The 16357-nt window shown below is 67.8% G+C and carries 13 protein-coding genes; 4 read left to right on the top strand and 9 right to left on the bottom strand.

The window, feature by feature from the left end:
- Position 1: 1 nt before the first annotated feature.
- Together rhaI and G6N77_RS16600 are read right to left on the bottom strand one after the other, a co-directional pair.
- A complete protein-coding gene (gene rhaI / locus G6N77_RS16605) occupies positions 2-1168 on the bottom strand; it encodes an L-rhamnose isomerase (protein WP_165183280.1) in 1167 nt (388 codons plus the stop codon).
- Positions 1165-1524, bottom strand: coding sequence for an L-rhamnose mutarotase (locus tag G6N77_RS16600; RefSeq protein WP_165183279.1), 360 nt, complete (start codon positions 1522-1524; stop codon positions 1165-1167). Before G6N77_RS16600 ends, rhaI begins: the two co-directional genes overlap by 4 nt.
- A gap of 123 nt (positions 1525-1647) precedes the next feature.
- On the opposite strand from G6N77_RS16600, the gene G6N77_RS16595 reads away from it, so the two are divergent.
- The 3 genes from G6N77_RS16595 to G6N77_RS16585 all read left to right on the top strand — a co-directional run bounded on the left by G6N77_RS16595 (position 1648) and on the right by G6N77_RS16585 (position 5955).
- Positions 1648-2655 (top strand): LacI family DNA-binding transcriptional regulator, encoded by a 1008-nt coding sequence (locus tag G6N77_RS16595; RefSeq protein WP_165183278.1) that lies wholly within the window; start codon positions 1648-1650, stop codon positions 2653-2655.
- Between the two features lie 199 nt (positions 2656-2854).
- Complete coding sequence (locus G6N77_RS16590; RefSeq protein ID WP_165183277.1) at positions 2855-4864, top strand: DUF6807 family protein; 2010 nt, start codon at positions 2855-2857, stop codon at positions 4862-4864.
- Positions 4861-5955: a M24 family metallopeptidase gene (locus tag G6N77_RS16585; protein WP_165183276.1), complete on the top strand. Its 1095-nt coding sequence runs from the start codon at positions 4861-4863 to the stop codon at positions 5953-5955. The genes G6N77_RS16590 and G6N77_RS16585 overlap by 4 nt, the downstream gene beginning before the upstream one ends.
- 180 nt (positions 5956-6135) lie before the next feature.
- On the opposite strand, the gene G6N77_RS16580 is transcribed toward G6N77_RS16585, so the two are convergent.
- The 5 genes from G6N77_RS16580 to G6N77_RS16560 are packed head-to-tail and all read right to left on the bottom strand — an operon-like array spanning position 6136 to position 12012.
- A complete protein-coding gene (locus G6N77_RS16580) occupies positions 6136-7587 on the bottom strand; it encodes an aldehyde dehydrogenase (NADP(+)) (RefSeq protein WP_165183275.1) in 1452 nt (483 codons plus the stop codon).
- Between the two features lie 13 nt (positions 7588-7600).
- Positions 7601-8683, bottom strand: a complete 1083-nt coding sequence (locus G6N77_RS16575) for a mandelate racemase/muconate lactonizing enzyme family protein (RefSeq protein ID WP_165183274.1) — start codon at positions 8681-8683, stop codon at positions 7601-7603.
- 13 nt (positions 8684-8696) lie between these two features.
- A complete protein-coding gene (locus G6N77_RS16570; protein WP_165183273.1) occupies positions 8697-9620 on the bottom strand; it encodes a 5-dehydro-4-deoxyglucarate dehydratase in 924 nt (307 codons plus the stop codon).
- A 10-nt stretch (positions 9621-9630) separates the two neighbouring features.
- Positions 9631-10566 carry an NAD-dependent epimerase/dehydratase family protein gene (locus tag G6N77_RS16565; RefSeq protein ID WP_165183272.1) on the bottom strand — a complete coding sequence of 312 codons (936 nt, stop codon included), beginning with the start codon at positions 10564-10566 and terminating at the stop codon, positions 9631-9633.
- 3 nt (positions 10567-10569) lie between these two features.
- The gene (locus G6N77_RS16560; RefSeq protein WP_165183271.1) at positions 10570-12012 is read right to left on the bottom strand and encodes a Gfo/Idh/MocA family protein; all 1443 of its coding nucleotides are present in this window, start codon (positions 12010-12012) and stop codon (positions 10570-10572) included.
- Positions 12013-12231: 219 nt separating this feature from the next.
- Here G6N77_RS16560 and G6N77_RS16555 point away from each other — a divergent pair, with 219 nt between their 5' ends.
- A complete protein-coding gene (locus G6N77_RS16555) occupies positions 12232-13269 on the top strand; it encodes a LacI family DNA-binding transcriptional regulator (protein WP_165183270.1) in 1038 nt (345 codons plus the stop codon).
- A 43-nt stretch (positions 13270-13312) separates the two neighbouring features.
- On the opposite strand, the gene G6N77_RS16550 is transcribed toward G6N77_RS16555, so the two are convergent.
- Both G6N77_RS16550 and G6N77_RS16545 read right to left on the bottom strand, forming a co-directional pair.
- Positions 13313-14572, bottom strand: coding sequence for an NAD(P)/FAD-dependent oxidoreductase (locus G6N77_RS16550; RefSeq protein ID WP_370875217.1), 1260 nt, complete (start codon positions 14570-14572; stop codon positions 13313-13315).
- A 97-nt stretch (positions 14573-14669) separates the two neighbouring features.
- Positions 14670-16094: an amino acid permease gene (locus tag G6N77_RS16545; protein ID WP_240902361.1), complete on the bottom strand. Its 1425-nt coding sequence runs from the start codon at positions 16092-16094 to the stop codon at positions 14670-14672.
- Positions 16095-16357 lie beyond the last annotated feature (263 nt).

Below are 16357 nucleotides of genomic sequence, written 5' to 3'. Positions count from 1 at the left end.
GCTAGGCGCCCCATCCTGCCTGGGTGCCGCCCACGCGCTCGTCGTTGATCTTTTTCTGGTAGCCGCTGGCGGCGTAGGCGGCCAGCGGGTCCGCGGTCAGCCCGCGGGACTCGCGCCAGTCGGCCAGCGCGGGGCGGACGTCGGTGTAGAAGGCGTCCATGAGGATGGCGTTGGCGCCGAGGACGTCGCCTTCGTTCTGGGCTTCAGCCAGGGCGGCCCGGTCCACCAGGAGGGCGCGGGCAGTCATTTCCTGCACATTGAGCACCGAACGGATCTGCCCCGGAATCTTTTCCTCGAGGTTGTGGCACTGGTCCAGCATCAATGCCACCTGGCTGGCCGGTTCCAGGGCGCCGCCGCGGATCACCTCGCACATGATGCGGAACAGCTGGAAGGGATCGGCGGCACCCACAATGAGGTCATCGTCTGCGTAAAAGCGGGAGTTGAAGTCGAAGGAGCCCAGCTTGCCCAGGCGCAGCAGCTGGGCCACGATGAACTCAATGTTGGTGCCGGGAGCGTGGTGGCCCGTGTCCAGGCAGACTTTGGCCTTCTCGCCCAATGCCAGGGTGTGGGCATAGGAGGTGCCCCAGTCCGGGACGTCCGTGTGGTAAAAAGCGGGCTCGAAGAACTTGTACTCCAGGACCATGCGCTGGTTTTCGCCCAGGCGGGCGTAGATCTCCGCCAGGGACTCAGCCAGGCGGTCCTGGCGGCCGCGGATGTCGCCCTGTCCGGGGTAGTTGGTGCCATCGGCCAGCCAGATCTTCAGGTCGCGGGATCCTGTGGCGTCCATGACGTCGATGCACTCAAGGTGGTGGTTGATGGCCTGGCGGCGGACTTTTGCATCAACATGGGTCAGGGAGCCGAACTTGTAGATGTCGTCCTGGAAGGTGTTGGAATTGACGGTGCCTAGGCCCACGCCAAGATCCTTTGCGTAGGCGTTCAGGGCCACATAGTCATCCACCTTGTCCCACGGGATGTGAAGTGCAACCAGCGGCGCCAGGCCGGTCAGTTCGTTGACCTTGGCAGCATCGGCAATCTTTTCCTCGATGGTCCGCGGCGTGCCCGGGGTGCCAAATACCTTGAAGCGGGTGCCTGAATTTCCGTAGGCCCAGGAAGGGACTTCGAGGGCCAGCTCATCGAGGCGGTCAAGGGCCGCTGCCATATCCGTCATTGCTTTGTTCCTTCGCTGTAGTTGCCGGCGGCGGCCAGCTGGTTTTCAAGGTTGAACACTTCATCCATCACCATGAATCCGTCATCGGGCTTGCTGTCCGACGGCGGAAACAGTGTTGCCATTTCCGCCTGCCACCTGCCGTTGACCTCGGTCAGGGCCATGCGGGCCCGGGCGGCGTCCAGGCTGTCGCACTCGACGATGCCGATGAGGAGCCCGTCATCGCCCAAGTGCAGCGTGTAGTTGTTCCAGCTGGCCTTTTTCAGCTCCCGCAGCATTTCCGGCCACACCTGCGCATGCTTGCGCCGGTACTCGTGCAAGTGCCGCGGTTCAACTGCGGAGCGGAAACAAACACGCATTGGGTCACAATTCCTTTGAATCGATTCATTGATACGGTTCAAAGTACACTCGAGTCAGAAGCAATGTCAACCACCGCTTGGCGGGATACGTTTTCCCACCAAGCGCGGAAGCGGAGAACGACCATGCGCGCAACAAGCATCAAGGACGTCGCCAGCCATGCCGGGGTGGCTGTGGGAACGGTGTCCAACGTCCTGAACTATCCGGACAGGGTGGCAGCGAAGACGCGCGGCCGCGTCCTGAACTCAATCGCGGAACTCGGATTTGTGCGCAACGACGTGGCGAGGCAATTGCGGGCCGGACAAAGCCGAAGCATCGGGCTCATTGTGCTGGACATCGGCAACCCCTTCTTCTCCTCCCTGGCCAGGGCGGCCGAGGATGCTGCAGCAGAAGGGGGCAACGCCGTCGTGCTGGGCAACAGTGGGCACGACCCACAACGCGAGCTGCACTACATTGACCTTTTTGAGGAGCAAAGGGTGCAGGGTGTCCTCATTTCCCCCACTGGCGACATTGGCAAGCGGCTGGCAGCCCTGGCCGGGCGGGGCACCAAGGTGGTCCTCGTGGACAGCCCGGCCGGCACCGGCGAATTCAGCTCCGTTTCCGTTGACGACACCTCCGGCGGGTACCTGGCCACGAAGCACCTGCTGGACCTGGGCCGGCGCCACATTGCGTTTGTGGCCGGACCGCAGCACTTCCACCAGGTCCGGGACCGCCTGGCCGGCGCCGCCCAGGCCGTGGCCGAGGTAGCCGGCGCCACGCTGGAAGTGCTGCAGGCGGGCGACCTGACGGTGCTGGCTGGCCGGAGTGTCGGGGACGAACTGGTGTCCCGCGACCGCGCCGCCCTTCCCGACGGGCTGTTCTGCGCCAACGACCTCCTGGCCCTGGGCGTCATGCAGTCCGTAACGATGCTGCACACCCTGCGAATCCCCAAGGACATGGCGTTGGTGGGCTACGACGACATCGACTTCGCAGCATCAGCCGTGGTGGCCCTGACCTCCATCCGGCAGCCCACGGCCCTCATAGGCCGCACCGCCGTGGAACTGCTGGCTGAGCAGCTTGAGGATCCGGAAGCCAAGCCGAGATCGGTGGTATTCAGGCCCGAGCTGGTGGTGCGGGCGAGCACTGCCGGGTAGCTGCCGCGGGCCGGCGAGCGCCCACGATGTCGAAACGGATAAATGAGCCCGATATATCGGGATCATTTGTCCGTAGCGGCATCCTCCGCCGCGTCCGGGCACCAGCAACCCCGCGTCGTTGATGCAAGAAAACGCTTTCTCAGCTACAGTGAAGCCAGGGAAAGCGTTTGGCACATCAGCAACCAGAAGGACTTTGCGCATGGTCACCACGGAACAGGCCGCGGCCGCGGCGTCCGACGGCACAGGCGCCGGGATCCCCCGCATTGCGCTGGTGGGCGTGCATGGCTTTGGCGTCCACCATCTGGCCAACCTGGACCGGCTTGAAAAGGCAGGCGCGCTGGAACTGGTGGCCGTGGCGGACCCGAACCCGCCGGAGCCCGGCCGCCTGGCCGTCAGCGTGGAGGTGTTCCACAACCTCGACGAACTGCTGGGCGCCGGCATCAACCCGGATGTGGTCATCATCGCCACGCCGATCCAGACGCACGCCGCCCTAGCGCTGGCCGCCCTGACCGCCGGCGCTGACGTCTACCTCGAGAAGCCCACTGCCGCATCCCTCGAGCAGTTCGAGGAGCTCCGCCAGGCTGCGGGCGCGGCCGGGCGGGCGGTGCAGGTCGGCTTCCAGTCGCTGGGCTCCCTGGCCCTGCCGGTCCTGGCGCAGGCCATCGAAAACGGCACGCTTGGCACCATCCGGGGCTATTCCGCCACCGGCCTGTGGCTGCGCGACAAGGCCTACTACCAGCGCTCGCGCTGGGCCGGAAAACGCACCATCAACGGCGTCGACGTGGTGGATGGGGTCACCACCAACCCGCTGGCCCACGCCGTCGCCACCGCCCTGCACATCGCCGGAATTCACTCTGCGGACGCCATCGCTACCGTGGAAACCGACCTCTACCGCGCCCACGACATCGAAGGCGACGACACCTCCGCGGTGCGCATCACGCCCAAGGAGGGTCCCGCCGTCGTCAGCGCCCTGACGGTGTGCGCGCCGGAGCAGCTGGAACCGTTCGTTACCGTCCACGGGACCGCCGGCACGGCCGTTTTTCACTACACCACGGACGTCCTGGAAATCACCACGGACGCAGGCATCACGCGGGAGACGCACCCTCGCGCCGACCTGCTAGAGAACCTGCTGGCCCACCGCGCCAGCGGCACGCCCCTTCTGAGCTCGCTGGAAAACAGCGGTGCGTTCATGCGCGTGCTGGAAGCCGTGCGCACCGCCCCGGACCCCTCACCCATCCCCAGCGAACATGTTGAGTGGGTGGGCGCGGGCGCGGCCGCGCACCCTGTCGTGGCTGGCATCGGCGCCTGGATCCAGCGGGCGACGGCGGCGCAAGCCACCTTCAGTGAAATTGGCGCGCCTTGGGCGTGGCCCGCCGAGGCGACGGACACCATGGTGGTTTCCGGCATCGAGGTTGCCCGGGAAATCAGCGGCTGCAGCGTGGTGCGCACGCTTTCACCGCGCCCCTACCTTCATCCCGTCACCACACTGGCCGGCGTCATCGTCACGGACGCCATGCCCCTTGACCACGTGTGGCACCTCGGCGCTGGCGTGGCCCTGCAGGATGTCAACGGCGTGAATTTTTGGGGCGGACGCACGTACCGGCGGGAGAGTGCCGGCTACGTGTGGCGCCCGGACCACGGACGGATTGTGCGGATCTCTTCCCGCGACACGGGGGCAACACGAGCGGAGGAGCTGCTGTGGACGGGCCCGGACGGCTCCGAAATCCTGCGAGAGATCCGTACCTGGTCCTGGCAGGCTCTCGACGGCGCCGCATGGGAACTGAGCGTGTCATTCAGCCTCACCCCGGCCGGTTCCGCGCCGGTCAGCCTGGGCAGTCCCGGATCCAATGGCCGTGAGGCAGGTGGCTATGGCGGCTTCTTCTGGCGCCTGCCACCCGTGGAAAATGCTGTCATCCGCACCGTGTCCGCCGCAGGCGAGGATGCAGTCCACGGCAGCCGGGCCCCGTGGCTGGCGTGGTCCGGAGAGTTTGCCGGCGGGCCCGCCACCCTCGTCTTCACAGCCCCGCCGGAAGCGGACGACCCCTGGTTTGTCCGCTCTGCGGGCTATCCCGGGGTGGGGTCGGCACTTGCCTGGGACACCGCCGTCGTTCTTCAACCAGGGGAATCCCTGACCCGCACGGTGGCCGTCACCATTGCAGACGGCATCGCCACGGATGAACAGATCACGCAATGGACAGGAGCCAAATGACATCGCTGGCCGTCGCCGGAAACCACACGGGCCGGAAGGCCGCCGACCGGGCCGCCAAGCGCGCCAGGGTCCTTGACATCCTGGCCGCGGCCGGGCGGGACTCGGTGCTGCTGACCAGCCACACCGCCCTCACCTGGTACCTGGACGGCAGCCGCGTGGGCATCAGCCTGGCCGGGGACCCGATCGCGGCCGTGCTGGTCACGCACGACGGCGACCACCTCGTCACGTTCAACAACGAAGCCGGGCGGCTGGCCGCTGAGGAAATTCCCGACGGCGTCACCCTGCACGAGGTGCCTTGGTACGGCTCCCTTGCCGATGTGGCCGCCTGGTTCGGGCCCGGCGTTTCCCCTGCTTCCGAGGCGGAACTGGCAGTGCCGCTGCGCCTGGCGCGCCGTTCGCTGCTGCCCGGCGAACTGGGACGATTCGAGCAGCTGTGCCGGGAGTCAGCCGAGCTCCTGACCGATGTCCTGTCCATGTCCACGCCGCAAACCACCGAACGGCAGCTTGCGGCTGCGCTGGCGGAGCGCATCGTTGCGGCCGGCGCGGACCCCCTGGTGCTGCTGGCCAACGGTGATTCCCGGGTGGATTTCCGCCATCCGCTGCCGACCGGCGGCGCACTGGGACGCCGGGCCATGGCTGTAGTGTGCGCACGCCGCGATGGGATGGTTGCCAACGTGACCCGATGGGTGAGGTTCGACGCCGGCACCCCGACCGAGCTGGACGCCGAGGCCAGGATTGCCAAGGTCGAAGCCGACATTTTCGCCGCTACCGTTCCCGGCGCGGCCATCCGGGACATCCTGGCGGAGATTCGTGTGGCCTACGGCCGGCACGGCTTCGGGCCGAATCAGTGGACCCTGCACCACCAGGGCGGTCCCGCCGGATATGCGGGGCGCGACCCCCGCGCCACGGACGCTGTCACCGACACCGTGGCGCTCAACCAGCCGTTCACGTGGAACCCGTCGGCGCCCGGAGTGAAGATCGAGGACACCGTGCTGCTCGGTGCCGGTGGCATCCGCCCGCTGAGCATGGACCCTCGCTGGCCGTCGGTGCCGGTCAACGGCATCCACCGCCCGGCAACCCTGCAGCTTTAGGATTGCCGGGCGCTGCAGCCCTCCGCGCACCCAGACGCTCGGTTCCAATCGGGGCTGTTTTGGTGATCGCTCCCGCACTTTTGCAACCGAGCATCGGAAGTAAGTGCCCCGGTTGCAACCGAGGGTCCGCTCGAAACGCCCCGATTGCAACCGAGGGTCGGAATGGGTGGGCGGCGGGGCTTAGGCTAGGCGGAGGGTGCCGTCCACGCGGCGCGGAATGGCCAGCGGGTTGTCCTCGCGCAGCGCCTCCGGCAGCAGGGCCTCCGGTGCGTCCTGGTACGCCACGGGGCGCTGGAAGCGGCGCACGGCCGTGGCACCGACCGACGTGAACAGCGAGGTGGTGGCCGGGTACGGGCCGCCGTGCTGCTGCGCCCAGTTCACGGCAACGCCGGTGGGCCAGCCGCCGAACAATACGCGCCCCGCCAGCCCGCTCAGCTGCTCCACCAACGCCGCAATGTCCTCGCCGTCCTCGGCGTGGACGGTGGCCGTGAGGCTCCCGGGAACCAGGGCCAACGCAGCGAACAGCTCCGCCTCCGAGCCGTATTCAATGAGCAGCGTGGCCGGCCCAAAGCACTCCTCCAGCAGCTGCGCCGGATGCGCAATGACATTTGCCACCGTGGTGGAAAGAACGACGGCGGAGGCCCCGTCCGTTTCCGCGTCCTGTTCCACTGTCCCGCTGAGCACCTCGACGCCGGGCTGTGCGGCCAGGCCGGCAAGCCCGCCCGGGAACGCCGCGGCAATGCGGTCGGTCAGCATCGGCGCGGCAGCCTTGCCCGCGCAGGCTGCGGCCAGTTCGGCACCAAATGCGCTTCCGGCCGGGATGAACACCAGGCCGGGCTTGGTGCAGAACTGCCCGGCCCCCATCGTGAAGGACGCCGCCAGCCCGGATGCCAGGGCACTGCCGCGGGCAGCCAGCGCGCCGGGCGTGATGACCACGGGGTTCAGGCTGCCCAGTTCGCCGTAGAACGGGATCGGTTCGGGGCGGGACACGGCCAGGTCGAACAGGGCGCGCCCGCCCGGGATGGAGCCGGTGAAGCCCACGGCCTTGATGAGCGGGTCCTGCACCAGCGCGGTTCCCGCCTCGCGGCCGGCGACCAGGGCGAACAGGCCGGCGGGAGCACCGGCGTCGGCCAATGCCTGCGAGACAATCTCCGCGGTGCGCCTGGACAGCTCCAGGTGGCCTGAGTGCGCCTTGACGATCACGGGGCAGCCCACGGCCAGGGCCGAGGCGGTGTCCCCGCCGGCCACGGAGAAGGCGAAGGGGAAGTTCGACGCCGAGAACACGGCCACCGGGCCAACGGGGCGCAGGATGCGGCGCAAGTCGGGCGACGGCGGCGTGGCGGCGGGGTTGGCGTGGTCGATCACGGCTTCGAGGTAGGAGCCCTCCGTGATGACGCGGGCAAACAGCCGCAGCTGCCCGGTGGTGCGGGCCACCTCGCCGGTGAGCCGGACGGAGCCGAGGCGGGTTTCAGAATCGGCAATCTCCACCAGCTCCGCCACGTTGGCGTCGAGGGCGTCGGCGATGGCCAGCAGCCAGGAGGCGCGCACGGCGTCGCTGGCGGCTGCAGCAGCCCCGGCCGCGCCATGGGCGGCGGCGGTCAGCTCTTGAAGGTCTTGCGTTGCGGTCTGCACGAAAAGGGGTCCTTTAGTTGGGGATGACACTGTCTACGAATTCCAGGCCCAGACCTGGCCGGCCGGTGCCGGTGAGCCGGCTGTTGCTGATGCTGACCGGGGACTGCCCGGCCAGGATGCCAAGCCGTTCAAAGGAGGCGTCTTCCACGTCCTCCACTGCCACCGGATTGGCCAAGGTCAGCGCCAGCTGCCCGGAAAGCTCCGGCAGCAGGTGCGGCGCCACGGCGATGCTGTGCGTGCGGGCCAGCTCCACAATGCGGCGAAACGGGGTGATGCCGCCCACCCGGACAATGTTGGGCTGGATGATGTCCACCGCCTCCGCGTCGATGAAGTCGCGGAAGCGCTGGATGGTGTGAACGTTCTCGCCCAGGGCGATGGGCACGGGCGAATGCTTGCGCAGCCGCCGGTAGGCCCAGAGGTCGTCGGCCCGGATGGGCTCCTCCAGCCAGTGCAGGTTGAACTGTTCCAGCCGGGACAGCGCCCTGATGGTGGTGGGCAGGTCCCAGCGCTGGTTCGCGTCGATCATCAGTGCGCGGTCCGGGCCGATGACGCTGCGGACCGCGGCCACGCGCTCCACGTCCTCGGCGATGTCCGGCTTGCCCACCTTGATCTTGACGGCGGAATGCCCGGCGGCGACCCAGCGCTGGGCCTGCGCCACCAGCTCCTCGAGGCTGTAGTGCAGGTTGACGCCGGAGCCGTAGACCTCCACGGATTCGTGCCGTTGGCCCAGCAATGCCGGCACCGAAACACCGGCATTGCGGGCGGCCAGGTCCCAGAGCGCCAGGTCCAGCCCGGCCATGGCGATGGTGGTCAGTCCGCCGCCGCCAGCCTCGTGCAGGCGCAGCCACAGGGCGTCCCACAGCGGTTCCGGATTGGCCGGCAGCCCCACGGCAAAGCTGGCGATGTCATTCTCCAGCAGCGCGCGCACGGCCTGGGGGCCAATGGTCGGTGTCCAGGAAAACCCGTGACCGGTGCCGCCGTCGTCCGTTTCCACCGTGGTGGCAATGACGTGGTTCTGCGGAGCCTCCGCCCCCCAACTGCGGCGCAGCGGGACTGTCAGCAGGCGCGTGTGCAGGGCTGTGATCTTGGCGCCCATCAGGCGGCCGGCATCAAGCGCTGGCCAGCGCGTGGCTGGCGGCGAGCTCGTGTCCCTTGGCCAGGATGGCGGCCAGGCGGGCCTCCTGCTCGGCGGTGGGATCGACCAGCGGCGGGCGGACGGACCCCACGGCCAGCCCGGCCTGCCGCAGCCCTGTCTTGATGAGGGAGACGCCGAAGCCGGGCGTTTCGTCGCGCAGGCGGACCAGGGGCGCGTAGAAGCCCTCGATCAGTTCGGCGCGGCGGGCGTCGTCGCCGTCCATGTAGGCGCGGTAGTAGGCGGTGGCGATTTCCGGGGCCATGGCAAAGGCGGCCGAGGAGTACAGCGGCATGCCCAGCCCGCGGTAGGCGCCCTGGGACAGTTCAGCGGTGAGCAGCCCGTTGAAGAACTGGAAATCGTCGCGGCCCGTGGCGCCGACGGCGGAGACGATTTCCTGCGCCAGGCCGACGTCGCCGATCCCGTCCTTGAAGCCGATCACCTTGGGGTTCGCGGCGAGCTGCACCATGGCCGCGGCGGTGAACTTGGCGTTGGCGCGGTGGTAGACGATCACCGGCAGCGTGCTGGCAGCGGCGACGGCCTCAATGTAGGCCGCCAGGCCGGCAACAGGGGCACCCACCAGGTACGGCGGCAGCACCAGGAGAGCGTCCGCGCCGGCGTCCTCAGCGGCGCGGGCCACGTCCAAGGCGTGCCCCAGCGGGCCGCCGGCTCCGGCAATCACGGGAACCGCGCCAGCCACAACCTCGACGGCGGCCCGCACCACGGTGCCCACCTCGGCCAGGCTGAGCGCATGGAACTCACCCGTGCCGCAGGCGGGGAAGACGGCGCCGGGGCTGAACGGCAGGCGGGAGGCGATGTGCTCCTTGAGCAGCCCGACATCGACGCGGCCGTCCTGCGTGAACGGGGTGACGGGGAAGAAAAGAACGCCTTCGAAATTCATGGTGGGTCTCCTAGTGTGAGTCGGCGGCGACAAAGTCCGCGGTGGTGGTGTCGGTGAGCTCGGTGCGCCAGCTGCGTTGCGGCGTCCAGCCCAAGAGTTCTTCCGCCTTGGCAATGGAAAAGGCGGGGCTGCTGCCCGTCAGGCCGGCGGCCAGTTCCCTGCTGCCCGGCAGGAATCCGGGCATCAGGGTGGCCAGGGGCTCGACGGCGAGGGCATCCGCGGCGCCCACGAAGAACGTTTGGGCGTTCTCGATGGAATCCATCTTCTCCAGCAGCACGGCCAGGAAGTCGGCCACGTCGCGGGCGTCAACGTAGTTGAACAGGGCAGGCGCCGACAGGGCCGGATCGGCCAGGCGCTGGGCCAGTGTGTGGCCCTGCTGGGTGGGGGCGCCCTGCCACTCCTCGGGGGAGATGACATAGCAGGGGCGGAAGGCGGCGTAGCGGATGGCGTCCCCGTGGGCGGCAGCAAACATTTGCAGGACCTGTTCGGCCACCAGCTTGGAGAGCGCATAGGCGTTCCACGGCTGCGGTGCGGTGCGCTCGTCCAACGGGAAGCTTGCCGGCAGCCAGCCGGCGGGGTTGCCGTAGCCCAGCACGGTGGGGCTGGAAGCGGTGATGATCCTGCCCACGCCGTGGTCGGTGGCGGCCTGGATAACGTTGAACGCCAGCATGGTGTTGGTCTTGAGGATCACCGCCTCCGGTGCGCTGAACGGGACCGCAATGGCCGCCAGGTGGATGACGGCATCCGGGGCGTGCCGGCGCATGGCCTCGCCCACGGCGCCGGCGTCGAGCAGGTCAACGGATTCCTGGGCCACGCGCCCAAATGCAGGATCGGCGGGCAGGGGCTCGCGGTCCACGGAGACTACGCTGTGTCCGGCCGCGGCGAAGCCCGTCACCACGCTGCGTCCCAGGCGCCCGGAGCCCCCTGTGATGAGCACTTTCACCATGATTCAGGCGCCCTTCCCCGAAAGCCTGGACAGCTTGGCGCCCAGTCCCAGCTCCGGGATGCGCATGGCCTGGCCGGTGGCGAGGGATTCGTTGCCGGCGATGCCCACGGCCACGGCGCGCAGGCCGTCGAGGAAGCCGGAGGGGCGGCCCAGCGGGTCCTCGCCGGGGCCGTTGAACAGGTCCGAAAGCAGCAGCACGTCGCCGCCGCCGTGGCCGCCCTCGCCGTTGACGATTGGCACCTCGCGGGCTGCCTCCCAGTGGCGCTGGACCACCAGCCGTTCGCCATTGCGGCGCACGGAATCTTCTTCCTCGACGGGGGTGGCGCTGGGGTCCACCACGTTCTTGGTGTCGGTGCTGTTGTGCACTGCCGCGCGCTCCACCACCTCAAGCTCGGCCCGGCCCTCGGTGCCGTTGACGGCCACCCGGTAGCCTTCCCAGGGGCTGTGGGCGTTGAGGGAATAGCTGAGGGTGGGGCCGCCGTCGTAATCCACTGTCAGGGCCAGGTTGTCCTCGATGGTGATGCCGGCGGAGAACACGTCCTGGTCGCGGAGGTAGCCGTCAAACTTTTCGTTGTCGAGGTACAGGGCGCGTAATTTGTCGTCCTCGCGCAGGTCCAGGGCGAACGGGTCGCGGACATCCCGGTCCACCGTTCCGCGCGCCGGGCGTTCGCCCAGTCCGCGGGCGGCGGCGTTTTCCGCACCGTAGAAGCGCAGGCCGCCGGAGGCGTAGACGCGGGAAGGGGAGTCTCCGATCCACCAGTTGACCAGGTCAAAGTGGTGCGAGGCCTTGTGGATGAGCAGGCCCCCGGAGTTCTTCTTTTCGCGGTGCCAGCGGCGGAAATAGTCGGCGCCGTGGACGGTGTCCAGCATCCAGCTGAAGTCGATGCTGGTGACTTTGCCGATCGCCCCGCTTTGGATGATTTCCTTCAGGGCGCTGTTGCGCGGCGAATAGCGGTAGTTGAACGTGACCACTACGTTTCGGCCGGTCTCCGCGATGGCAGCGTTGATGCGTCGGCAGCCGTCCACGTCGATGGTGAGCGGCTTTTCTACCACGACGTCGGCGCCTGCTGTGAGTGCCTCGACGATGTAGTCCGCGTGCGTGTAGTCGGGGGTGGTGATGATGACGCGGTCAATGGCGTTGTCCTGGATGTAGGCAGCCAGCCGGGACGGGTCAAAGCTGTCCAGGGGCGCCCCGGCAACATCGCCGCTTGCCGCCGGCCGTGCCGCGGCAAGCTCTGCAGCGAGCGCCAGGTAGTGCCCGGCGCGGCCGGGGTTGGCGTCGCTGACGGCCACCAGTTCGGCCACGTCTGCGTGTGCACCCAGGATGGCCCGGACGTACATTTCGGCACGGGACCCGGTGCCGACAAGGACCAGGCGGGCCCTCGCGGCCGGGGCCGTGGGCACATCCCCTGACGGGGCTGGCGTGGACGTCGCAAGGTTGCTCATGATCTTGCACTGCCTTTCACTGTTGCTGCATTGGGAATGGGCCTGCCCCCGGCGCCGTGGAACTTCTGCTTTGCCGCGACGGACATTTTGGGGAATGATTGAGAAAGCGTTTTCTCAATCCGTTATATGCTTTGTATCAACACTCTGGGCACGGAGTCAAGGAGCGCCTCTTTTCAACGGGGCTCCCTGTCCCGGCGCCCTCAATCCCAAGGAGACCCATTGGCCAAGCGAGTACGGACCACCCGCACAGGCATCTCCGATGTTGCGGCCAGGGCGGGGGTTTCCCTCGCCACGGTTTCCCGGGTCATGAATGGCAACCAGACCGTGGACGCCCAGATTGCCGAGCGCGTGAGGATCGCAGCCAGCGAGCTGAAGTACCAGCCGAACCCCACGGGGCGCAACTTGGCGCGCGGCAAGACGGACACCATTGGCGTGGTGGTGCCGGACCTGGGCAACCCCACCTTCCAGGGCGTGCTGCGCGGTGTCAGCCGGGCTGCGGCACAGGACGGCTATCGCGTGCTGATCGCGGACTCCTCCGAAGTCTCCAGCGAGGAAGCCATCCTCGCTGGGGAGGCACGACGGCGGTGTGACGGCGTGGTGCTGTGCGCGCCTCGCATGGGCGCTGCCGAATTGGAGGAGCTGGCACCGTCGCTGCACCCGCTGGTGCTGGTCAACCGGGCCACCAACGCCACGGGCAGCCCCAGCGTGATTGTGGACTACGGCCGGGGCATCCAGGACCTGGCCGCCCACCTGGTGGGGCTGGGGCACACTCGGCTCGCCTACGTTGCGGGACCAGCCAGCAGTTCCTCCCACCGCCTCCGCCTGGCCGGGCTGGATGCATTCAAGGCCTCACACAGCGGCATTGAAGTGCAGGTTTTCTCCAACGGCTCAACGTTTGAAGACGGGCACAGTTCTGCCGGCGACGTGCTGGCCTCCGGGGCCACGGGCATCATGGCGTTCAACGACCTCACGGCCATGGGCCTGCTCAGCGCCCTGAATGAACGCGGCATCAGGGTGCCGGAGGACCTGTCCGTCACCGGCTTCGATGACATCCCCTTTGCCCGCTACACCACCCCGCCGCTTACCACGGCAACCGTGCCCATCCAGGATGTTGGCGAGCAGGCCTGGGCGCAGATGAAGGAACTGCTCAACCGCGCGCCCAATGCCGCTGCGGAGGCAGGGGAGCCGGCCAGCACCACCTTTACGCCCACGCTGACGGTGCGCGGCAGCACGGCGCCGCCGCCCGGCAAGGGCTAAGCTAGCCGGAACGCGGCGCCGCCGCCCGGGTCAACGCAACGGGTCAACGAAGCGGGTTGAAGTGGCGCATGATGGCCGTCGCCTCGGTGCCCGTCAATCCCGCGGCGACCATTTTGCCGGTCAGCGGGCCCAGGGCGATGCCCCACATGCCGTGGCCGCCGGCCACATGCACCCGCGGCGACCGGGAGGCGCCAATCAACGGGAAGCCGTCCGTGGTGCAGGGGCGGGCGCCCACCCATTCCTCGGCACGGTCCTCCCAGTTGATGCCCGTGAACATGGGTGAGGCGGCCTCCACGATGGCCTTGATGCGGCGCGGGTCCAGGGGCGCGTCGGCGTCGCGGAATTCCATCATGCCGGCCACCCGGAACCTGTCCCCCAGCGGGGTGCAGGCCACTCGCTGCGTGGGGAAGTAAATCGGGTGGCTGGGCATGGCCTCCGGCACCACCGTGAAGCTGTACCCGCGGCCGGCCTGGACCACGCGCTTGACTCCAAACTTGCGGGCGAGCGTACCCAGCCACGCACCCGTGGCGAGGACAACGGCGTCGGCCTTCAGGGAGCGGCCCTCGGAGCCAATCACCTCAACGCCGGTGCCCGTGTCGCGGATGTCCACCACGTTGAAGGCGCCCGTGATGGTGGCACCGCGCGACGTGACGGATTCGGCCAGCGAATCCATGAACGCCGGCGGGTTGATGTAGCGCTGGCCGCTGATTTCAATGCCGGCCGCCACGCCGGGGCCCAGGGTGGGCTCCAGTTCGCGCAGCTGCTCACCGGAGATGAGCGTGTAGTCCACGCTGCCGCCGGTTTCACGGATCACGTTGAATTCCTTGACGAGCGCGTCGCGGTCGGCGAGGCTTGCGAAGCCCGTCAGGAAGGGGTTGGCCGGGTGCGTTGGCTCGGCCCCCGGCCCCGAAGCCTGCGCAATTTCATCAAAGGCGTCCAGGCCCGTGTGGCCCACTTCGGCAAAGACCCCCATGGCGGCACGCCACTTGCCGGGCGTGCAGTTGCGGGCAAAGCCGGCCAGGAACTTCAGCAGCGACGGGTCCGCGGAGAAGGGAATGTACAGCGGGGAGGCCGGGTCCAGCATGGCCTTGAGCCCGTAGGTGAGCACGGACGGCTCGCTGAGGGGCAGCGTCAGTGCGGGGGTCAGCCAGCCGGCGTTGCCCCAGGAGGAGCCGCTGGCAACGCCGCCGCGGTCCACCACGGTCACTTCAATGCCCTGCTCCTGCAGGTACCAGGCGGTGGACAATCCGATGATCCCCGCACCGACAACAACCACATGCCCAGGCGCCATTGCACTGACCACGACTCACACTCCTATTGGCTCGGCCGGCATCTTTGGCGCCGGCGCTGGTCCCAGCGTATCGCCCGTGCCGCCGGGACAGGAATCCGTGCGTGGCGGCTCAGGCGCGGGACTGGGCATCCTCCACGAGTTCCGCCGTCGGCTCCCCTGCGGCCGCAGGCGCGGCACCGTCATGCGCGCTGCCGCCCTTGCGGTAGCGGTACACGCCGATGGCAACCACGACGGCGGCCAGCCCGGTGGAGAGCAGCAGCGCCTCGCGGGTGTCCGCCACAATCACCATGCCCACCAGCAGCACCGAAATGGTGATGATGGACAGCCACGTCAGGTACGGGAACAGCCACATCTTCAGGGCCAGGTCCTTGGCCGCGGCTCCCATCCGGCGGCGCAGGATCAGTTGCGAGATGGCAATCACCAGCCACACAAACAAGGCGATGGCGCCCGAGGTGTTCACCAGGAACAGGAACACCGAATCCGGTGCCAGGTAGTTCAGGCCCACGGTGATAAAGCCAACAACGGTGGAGGCCAGCACGGCTGAGGCGGGGACGCCGCGCTTGGAAATCTTGCGCCATGACTTGGGCGCATCGCCCCGAGTGGACAGGGAGAACAGCATGCGGCTGGCGGTGTACAGGCCGGAGTTGAGGCAGGACAGCACGGAGGTCAGGACCACGATGTCCATGATGGTGCCGGCGCCGGGGATGCCGAACAGTTCAATGACAGCAACGTAGGGGCTCTTGGCCACCGAGGCGTCATTCCAGGGCAGCAGGGTCACCACGATGCCGATGGAGCCGATGTAGAAGATGAGGATCCGCCACACAGTGGACTTCACGGCCTTCTTGACGGCGTCCACTGGATCCTCAGACTCGCCGGCAGCAATGGTGGCAATTTCCGCGCCGAAGAAGGAAAACACCACCACCAGGATGCCCGCCAGGACGGCGCCGGGCCCGTTCGGGAAGAAGCCGCCGTTGCCCGTCAGGTTGTGCAGGCCCGGAGCTGCGACGCCGGGCATGAATCCAAGGATGGCCACCACGCCCAGGAGCAGGAACAAGATGATGGCGGCCACCTTGATGGAGGCAAACCAGAATTCAAACTCGCCATAGGACTTCACGGACGCCACATTGGTCAGGGTCAGCAGGACCATGAGGATCAGCGCCCAGACCCACTGGTCCACCCCGGGCACCCAGCGGTGCATGATGGCCGCGCCAGCGGTGGCCTCCACCCCCAGCACAATGATCCAGAACCAGGCGTACAGCCAGCCGATGCTGAATCCGGCCCAGCGGCCCAGCGCCTTGTCGGCGTAGGTGGAGAAGGAGCCCGTCTCGGGGTTGGCCGCAGCCATTTCCCCCAGCATCCGCATGACCAGGATGACCACAATTCCGGCGGCTGCGTAGGCCACCAGGATTCCGGGGCCCGCCTGCTGGATGGCGGCACCGGAACCCACAAACAGGCCGGCGCCGATCACGCCGGCAATGGCAATCATGGACAGGTGCCGCGGTTTAAGCGTCTTGGAAAGTTGATCTGTGTGCAATGGCGTTACTTCCTGTTGGACTGCCCCGCCGCGGCAACCCTGCCGCGGGGCTTCCGTGAGCTGGCTCACGGGGACGCTTCAGCCTATGGCGGTGCGTACAGGGTGTCGGTTGGCCATTTCCCCAGAATCCATCAGCGAATTTTGGGCAAGCGCACTTAAAGTGCTCAAATCGGACCTTTTTGTTTTCTATTAGGAAACATGATGGCGTAATTCAGCCAAACAGCTGTGGCATCGCGCCTCAAAGGCCGGCCGCAGGTGACCAG

Origin of the sequence: Arthrobacter silviterrae (genome assembly GCF_011045165.1) — a bacterium.
GTDB lineage: Bacteria > Actinomycetota > Actinomycetes > Actinomycetales > Micrococcaceae > Specibacter > Specibacter silviterrae.
This window is presented reverse-complemented; position numbering and strand designations above follow the sequence as displayed.

Coding starts and splice junctions, on each gene's coding strand:
- rhaI (WP_165183280.1), bottom strand. CDS start 1,168: ATGACGGATATGGCAGCGGCCCTTGACCGCCTCGATGAGCTGGCCCTC.
- G6N77_RS16600 (WP_165183279.1), bottom strand. CDS start 1,524: ATGCGTGTTTGTTTCCGCTCCGCAGTTGAACCGCGGCACTTGCACGAG.
- G6N77_RS16595 (WP_165183278.1), top strand. CDS start 1,648: ATGCGCGCAACAAGCATCAAGGACGTCGCCAGCCATGCCGGGGTGGCT.
- G6N77_RS16590 (WP_165183277.1), top strand. CDS start 2,855: ATGGTCACCACGGAACAGGCCGCGGCCGCGGCGTCCGACGGCACAGGC.
- G6N77_RS16585 (WP_165183276.1), top strand. CDS start 4,861: ATGACATCGCTGGCCGTCGCCGGAAACCACACGGGCCGGAAGGCCGCC.
- G6N77_RS16575 (WP_165183274.1), bottom strand. CDS start 8,683: ATGGGCGCCAAGATCACAGCCCTGCACACGCGCCTGCTGACAGTCCCG.
- G6N77_RS16570 (WP_165183273.1), bottom strand. CDS start 9,620: ATGAATTTCGAAGGCGTTCTTTTCTTCCCCGTCACCCCGTTCACGCAG.
- G6N77_RS16565 (WP_165183272.1), bottom strand. CDS start 10,566: ATGGTGAAAGTGCTCATCACAGGGGGCTCCGGGCGCCTGGGACGCAGC.
- G6N77_RS16560 (WP_165183271.1), bottom strand. CDS start 12,012: ATGAGCAACCTTGCGACGTCCACGCCAGCCCCGTCAGGGGATGTGCCC.